We start from the raw sequence: 6555 nt of genomic DNA on the forward strand, positions 1-6555 counted from the left end.
CCGCAAAGGCGCGCGCCGCTCAAGCGGCCGGAGCGCGCCGTTCCGCCGGTGACCATCTATCCGCCGGAACGGCCGATCCGCCTGTTCCGTTCGCCCGAGCCGATCGAGGTGCCGGCCACCGAGATGCCCGAGGGCCCGCCGATGAATTTCCGCTGGCGGCGCGCGCTCTACCGCGTCGCCCGCGCTGAAGGGCCGGAACGCATCGCCGCGGAATGGTGGCGAAGGCTTCCCGGCGAGGAGGAAGCGCCGACCCGCGACTATTTCCGTATCGAGGACAGCGATGGCCGCCGCTACTGGCTCTACCGCCAGGGCCTCTACGGCGCGTCGGAGGCGCCGCCGCGCTGGTTCATGCACGGGGTCTTCGCATGAACGCGCTCGCCGCCACCGCCTATGCCGAATTCGGCATCCAGTCGAATTTCTCCTTCCTGCGCGGCGCCTCCAAGCCCGAGGAACTGGTGGTCGCGGCGAAATACCTCGGCTTCGCCGCGATCGGGCTTGCCGACCGCAACACGGTGGCCGGCGTCGTGCGCGCCTGGCAGCAGGCCAGGGTGGAGACGCTTGCCTATCATCCCGGCTGCCGCCTGGTGTTCGGCGACGGCACGCCCGACATCCTCGCCTATCCGCGCGACCGCGCCGGCTGGGGGCATCTGTGCCGCATGCTGACGCAGGCCAATCTGCGCGACGAGAACGAGAAGGGGGCGACGCTGCTGAAACTGAGCGACCTCCTCGAATGGGGGGATCTGATGTCGCTGGCGGTGCTGCCCGAACTGTCGTCGGATCCGGATGGCAATCTCGCAATGATTAGCCTGCTTAAGGATCGCTTTGGCGCGGCGCTGCGGCTCGCCGTGGCGCCGGACTATCGCGGCAATGACCGTTTCCGCGTCGAGCAGGCGGCGGCGATGGCAGACCGGCTGGGCGTGCCGCTGATGGCGACCAACGACGTCCTCTATCACAGCGCCGGTCGCCGCTCGCTGCAGGACGTGCTGACGGCGATCCGCCTCAACATGCCCGTTTCCCAGGTCGGGCTGGAGCTGGCGGCCAACGCCGAGCGCCATCTGAAGCCGCCGCAGGAAATGGCCAGGCTTTTCCGCCGCCACCCGCAAGCGCTGGCGGAGACGCTGCGCTTCGCCGGCGAGCTGACCTTCTCGCTCAGCGACCTCGAATACAACTATCCCGACGAGCCGACCGAATCCGGCCTGGGGCCGCAGGCCGAGCTCGAGCGCCTGGCCAGGGAAGGGGCGGCGACGCGCTATCCGGCCGGCGTCCCCGCCGCCGTGATGAAACGCATCGGGGAAGAGCTCGCCCTGATCGAGCGGCTGAACTATGCGCGCTACTTCCTCACCGTTTACGACATCGTCAAATATGCCCGCAGCCAGCATATCCTGTGCCAGGGGCGCGGCTCCGCCGCCAATTCCATCGTCTGCTTCTGCATCGGCATCACCGAGGTCGGCCCCGACCGGATCGACACGCTGTTCGAGCGCTTCATCTCCGAGGAGCGCAACGAGCCGCCCGACATCGACGTCGACTTCGAGCATGAAAGGCGTGACGAAGTCATCGCCTATATCTACCAGAAATACAGCGCCAAGCGCACCGCGCTCGCCGCCGCCGTCATCAGCTATCGCGGCCGTTCGGCGCTGCGCGAGGTGGCCAAGGCCATGGGCCTGTCCGAGGATGTCCGCACCGCCTTGACCAGCTCGATCTGGGGCTGGTCGACCTCCGAGCTCGGCGAGAAGGAGGCAGCCGCCGGCGGCATCGACCGCAGCGATCCGCTGGCCAGGCAGGTGATCGAGCACGCCAACGAGATCATGGGCTTTCCCCGGCATCTGTCCCAGCATGTCGGCGGCTTCGTCATCACCAGGGACCGGCTCGACGAGGTCGTCCCCATCGTCAAGACGGCGATGGACGAGCGCAAGATGGTCGAATGGGACAAGGACGACCTCGACGCGGTGAAGATCCTCAAGGTCGACGTGCTGGCGCTCGGCATGCTGACCTGCCTGAAGCGCGCCTTCACACTGCTCACGCAGCATTATCCGGATGCGCGGGACGCCTATGGCCGGCCCTATGTGCTGGCTTCCCTTCCGGAGGAGGATGGCCGCGTCTATGACATGATCTGCCGCGCCGACACGCTCGGCGTCTTCCAGATCGAGTCGCGCGCCCAGATGTCGATGCTGCCGCGCCTCAGGCCGCGCGCGTTCTATGACCTGGTCATCGAGGTGGCGATCGTGCGGCCGGGTCCGATCCAGGGCGACATGGTGCACCCCTATCTGCGCCGCCGGCAGGGCAAGGAGCAGGCCGAATATCCCAAGCCGGAGCTGGAGCAGATCCTCGGCAAGACGCTGGGCGTGCCGCTGTTCCAGGAGCAGGCGATGAAGATCGCCATCGTCGCCGGCGGCTTCCGGCCGGGCGAGGCCGACGAATTGCGCCGCGCCATGGCCACCTTCAAGCGCACCGGCACGATCGGCAACTACCGCCAGCGCATGATCGACGGCATGGTCGGCAAGGGCTACGAGCAGGCCTTCGCCGAGCGCTGCTTCAAGCAGATCGAAGGCTTTGGCGAATACGGCTTTCCCGAAAGCCATGCCGCCTCCTTCGCGCTGCTGGTCTATGCCTCCTGCTGGTTCAAGACCTTCTACCCGGATGTCTTCTGCGCCGCGATCCTGAATTCGCAGCCGATGGGCTTCTATCAGCCGGCGCAGCTTGTGCGCGACGCCCGCGACCACGGCGTCGAGGTGCGCGAGGTCGACATCAACTTTTCCGTCTGGGACTGCGCGCTGGAACAGACCGCCTTCGATCCGGCTCGCGTGCTTGCCCGCCATGCCGAGATGCGCGGCGTGATCGAGACCGGCCATGCCGTCCGCCTCGGCTTTCGCCAGATCAAGGGCCTGTCGGAGGAGCGCATGACGCTGTTCGTCGAGCGGCGCGGCGCCGGCTACGAGACCGTGCGAGACGTCTGGCTGCGCTCCGGCCTCGATGTCGGCGAGATCGAACGACTGGCCGAGGCCGACGCCTTCCGCTCGATCGGCCTCGACCGCCGCGCCGCGCTCTGGGCGGTGCGCGCGCTCGACGGCAAGAGTGCCGCCGAGAAATTGCCGCTGTTCGACCAGCCGACGGTCCGCCTGCGCGAACTGGAGCCGGAGACCAGGCTGCCGACAATGCCGCTCGGCGAGCATGTCATCCACGACTACCGCTCGCTCGGCCTGTCCTTGAAGGCGCATCCGGTGGCCTTCCTGCGCGAGCGGCTCGACCGCGCCGGCGTCACCCCCAATGCGCGTCTCCCGTCCGTCAAGGACGGCCGGCGCGTCTCCGTCGCCGGCCTCGTGCTGGTGCGCCAGCGCCCCGGCAAGGGCAACGCGATCTTCCTGACGCTGGAGGACGAGAACTCCGTCGCCAATGTCATTTTCTGGGAGAGGACCTTCACCCGCTTCCGCCCCATCGTCATGGGCGCCCGCTTCGTGCGCGTCACCGGCAAGCTACAGCAGGAATCAGGCGTCATCCACATCGTCGCCGAGAAGATCGAGGACCTGACGCCGTGGCTGACCATGCTTTTGGAGGAGATGACCCCGGCTCTGCCCGCCCCGCCGGACATCGCCATGCTATCGGACAAGGCGGAAAGCGTCATGCCCAGGGGGCGGAATTTTCAGTAGGCGGCCTACGCCTTCCCGGGATTACGCAATCCCATATCGCGCTCCTCCTCTCCGCCAGCTCATCCCGCCCGCCGCGAGGCTCCTTTCCTCTCCCTCCGGAGGGGGGAGAGGTGGCGCTGCGAAGCAGCGACGGAGTGGGGGAAGGCGGTCCTCAAATGCGCCGTCGCCGACAATTCGGCACCAAGGCCAATCAAGGCGAGACATCCCCCGGCTTGACACAAAGACGCGGTGAGCAGGTCGACCCCCACTCCGTCGAGCTTCGCTCGACACCTCTCCCCCAATCGACGGGGGAGAGGAAAGGCACCCTCACTTCGCCCGCCGGCTTTCAATCCAGAAAAATGGGAGGGGCCGCCTTTGCTGCGCGTGATCTCCCCCCTCCAGGGGGAGATGGCCGGCAGGCCAGAGGGGGTCGGTTCGACCGGATGCGACCCTCTTTTCTATTCGCCGTACCCACTCACGCCGGCCCGCTCAGCCGCGGCGGCGACAGCAGGTCCTCGGCCGAAATCGTCCGCGCCTCCGAGGGCAGCATGATCGGGATGCCGTCGCGCACCGGATAGGCAAGTTTGGCCACGCGCGAGATCAGCTCGCCGCGCTCCGCATCCCAGGTCAGCGGACCCTTGGTCAGCGGGCACGCCAGCAGCTCCAGCAGCTTCGGATCGACACTTGCCTTCTGTCCGTCACGTCCTTCCGCAGCCATTGCACTTTTCCCTGTCCGACTGGTGCCTAAGGTGTGTTGAGATACAGGTCAGGCCCAGTCGAGAATGGTGGCTTCCGAGAACCGGAGCGGAAAGCGTACTTGAAGTACGTGAGCACCGGAAGCGCCTTTCCTCTCCCCCGTCGATCGGGGGAGAGGTGTCGAGCGAAGCTCGACGGAGTGGGGGTCGACCTGCTCACGCACGCAGGAAGCCGCCGTCTGCAGGCCGGCCTCACCTGAATATCGATACACCTATTGGAGGCTCGAGCCAAAATCCTCACCCTCGCGCGCCAGCGCCATCTCGGTGATGGCGATCAGCGTTTCGGCGCGCGTTTTCAGGTCCGCCGCCTCGAGCAGCGCCTGCTTCTCGGCCGGCCCATAGGGCGCCATCATCGACAGCGCATTGACCAGCATGGCGTTCTCGGCGCGGCTGACGCTCTCCCAGTCGGCTTCGAGATCGTTGGCCTGCAGATAGGCGCGAAACGCCTTCAGCAGCGACGGCCGGTCGACCTCGGCGCCGGCGCGGTCTTCGTCCAGATCGGCGAGGAAGGGCGCGATCCGGCATTGCCGGAACGGCGTCTTGGTGGCGGCCTCATGCGTGATGCGGAAGCGGCAGACGCCTTGCAGCGAGATCAGGTAGCGGCCGTCGCCGCTCTCGGCCAGCGAGATGATGCGCCCGGCGCAGCCGACGCTGCACAGTTCCGGCTCGCCGTCGTCGCGCAGGGCGCCGTCGAGGCTGGGCTGGATGATGCCGATCAGCCGCGCGCCGCCGACCGCCTCATCGACCATCTGCAGATAGCGCGGCTCGAAAATGTTGAGCGGCATGCGCCCGCCCGGCAACAGCAGCGCGCCGGCAAGCGGAAACACCGGGATCGTCGTCGGCAGATCGGCGCCACGCCGGTAATGCGCGTTTCCCGCCTGCAATCAGCCCTCCGATCGCCTGAAGCGTGTCAAAGCCGCGATCTCCTCCTCGCCGCCAAAGGCTACTCGTGCCTCCAAGCTGTGTCGAGATTCAGGTCAGGCCGGCCTCACCTGAAAAATCAACCCAGCTTAATCTGGCGCATTCGCGACAGGCCGCAAGCCCATGCGGCAAAAACAGCCGCCGAACGGCCTCAGGAAAACAGCAGCGACGACAGTTTGCGCCGCGCGGCCAGCGTCGCCTCGTCGGTCATGCCCCAGGCTTCGAAGAATTTTAATAGCTGCGCCTTGGCGCCGTCGTCGTTCCAGCTCCGGTCGGCCTTGATGATCGCCAGCAGATTGTCGGCGGCTTGCGTCCGCTCGCCGCGGGCATTCTGGATCATCGCCAGGTCGAAGCGCGCCTGGTGGTCGCCGGGATTGGCGGCAAGGCGGCGCTCGAACTCGGCCGGATTGCCGAGCGAGGCGGCCTGCGCGGCGAGCGCGATCCTGGCGCGCAGCGCGGCAAGTGGCGGCGCGTCCTTCTTGTCTTCCGGCGCCCGCGCCAGAATGGCCTCGGCGCCTTCCGTGTCGCCGGCCTCGAACAGCAGTTCGCCGAGCCCGGCGATCGCCTCGATCGTTTCCGGCGCCTGCTCGAGAATGGCGTCGTAGATGTCGGCCGCGGTCTGCGCGTCACCTGCGCCGCGCGCTTCCGCCGCCGCCGCCAGCGCCTCCGCCACCTGGTTGCCGGCGCCGTTCTTGCCGCCGACCTTCTTGATGAACTCGGCGATCTGGCTTTCGGGAATGGCGCCCATGAAGCCGTCCACCGGCTGGCCGTTCTTGAAGGCGAGGACCGCCGGGATCGACTGGATGCCGAGCTGGCCGGCGATCGAGGGGTGGTCGTCGATGTTCATCTTGACCAGCTTGACCGAGCCGCCGGCGGCCTTGACCGCCTTTTCGAGCTGCGGCGTCAATTGCTTGCAGGGGCCGCACCACGGCGCCCAGAAGTCGACCAGCACCGGCTGGCGGCGCGATTCCTGGACGACGTCGGCGGCGAAGCCGGCCGTCGTCGTGTCCTTGATCAGGTCGGCCGGCGCCTCGCCGAGCGAGAGCTTGGGCTCGCCGCCGCCATATTGCACCGTCGTGGCATACTGGCCGCCACTGTTGCCGAATGGATTGTTGTCGCTCATGTCATTGCCCTTCCGGTCGCGCCGCCGGCCAGCGGGAGGCGCGACAATTCTTGCTGGAGGTCAGTTTTCGCCATCCATGTGGCGATCATGACGTGACTTTCAAGATAACAGCATCGTGTCCGGTTGCCTCGAC

At 67.1% G+C, this 6555-nt stretch carries 5 protein-coding genes; 2 read left to right on the top strand and 3 right to left on the bottom strand.

Annotated features, from left to right (window positions below; translation table 11 throughout):
• Both EN738_RS28770 and EN738_RS28775 read left to right on the top strand, forming a co-directional pair.
• The coding region (locus tag EN738_RS28770; RefSeq protein WP_348629114.1) for a DUF6504 family protein at positions 1-369 on the top strand (369 nt) is incomplete at its 5' end.
• Positions 366-3644: an error-prone DNA polymerase gene (locus tag EN738_RS28775; protein WP_127286610.1), complete on the top strand. Its 3279-nt coding sequence runs from the start codon at positions 366-368 to the stop codon at positions 3642-3644. The genes EN738_RS28770 and EN738_RS28775, both read left to right, overlap by 4 nt.
• Positions 3645-4098: 454 nt before the next feature.
• On the opposite strand, the gene EN738_RS28780 is transcribed toward EN738_RS28775, so the two are convergent.
• The 3 genes from EN738_RS28780 to trxA form a co-directional block, all read right to left on the bottom strand.
• The gene (locus EN738_RS28780) at positions 4099-4341 is read right to left on the bottom strand and encodes a Trm112 family protein (protein WP_127286611.1); all 243 of its coding nucleotides are present in this window, start codon (positions 4339-4341) and stop codon (positions 4099-4101) included.
• 249 nt (positions 4342-4590) lie between these two features.
• A complete protein-coding gene (locus EN738_RS28790; protein WP_127286612.1) occupies positions 4591-5262 on the bottom strand; it encodes an LON peptidase substrate-binding domain-containing protein in 672 nt (223 codons plus the stop codon).
• A gap of 188 nt (positions 5263-5450) precedes the next feature.
• Positions 5451-6422: a thioredoxin gene (gene trxA / locus EN738_RS28795; RefSeq protein ID WP_127286613.1), complete on the bottom strand. Its 972-nt coding sequence runs from the start codon at positions 6420-6422 to the stop codon at positions 5451-5453.
• Positions 6423-6555: the final 133 nt, after the last annotated feature.

The organism is Mesorhizobium sp. M4B.F.Ca.ET.017.02.2.1, from assembly GCF_003998955.1.
Lineage (GTDB): Bacteria > Pseudomonadota > Alphaproteobacteria > Rhizobiales > Rhizobiaceae > Mesorhizobium > Mesorhizobium abyssinicae.